We start from the raw sequence: 607 nt of genomic DNA on the forward strand, positions 1-607 counted from the left end.
GTCGCGCAGTTCCCCGCGCCCCTGAGGAGTTGCAGTCACCCTCGCTGTGAGGGACCGCTTGTCACCTCACGCGCCACGACGGCCGTCAGGTGGGTGTGGGTTCGTTGTGGCTGGTCGCGCAGTTCCCCGCGCCCCTGAGGAGTTGCAGTCACCCTCGCTGTGAGGGACCGCTTGTCACCTCACGCGCCACGACGGCCGTCAGGTGGGTGCGGGTGCGTTGTGGCTGGTCGCGCAGTTCCCCGCGCCCCTAGGGGGTTGCAGTCACCTGCGCCCCGAGGGGCCGTTCGCCACCTCACGCGCCATGCCGAACCCGCTGTCATCCCTCATGCGCCACGACGGAACGTAGGTTGGACCGCGCGCGCCAGGACGGGCCGTTTGCCATCTCGCCCTCACCACGACGGGCCGTTCGCCGCGTACGGCGCGCAGGGGACGGGGTGGGGGGTGTCCGCCCGCAGCGGCCGGCGTCCGTTACCGAGTACAGCCGTAGCAACAGCATCCGCCGGACCGAGGACGGATACCCCCCCCCCCCCCCCCCCCCCCCCCCCCCCAACCCCCCCCCCCCCCCCCCCCCCCCCCCCCCCCCCCCCCCCCCCCCCCCCCCCCCCGC

The organism is Streptomyces sp. NPDC005303, assembly GCF_040607335.1.
Taxonomy (GTDB): Bacteria; Actinomycetota; Actinomycetes; order Streptomycetales; family Streptomycetaceae; genus Streptomyces.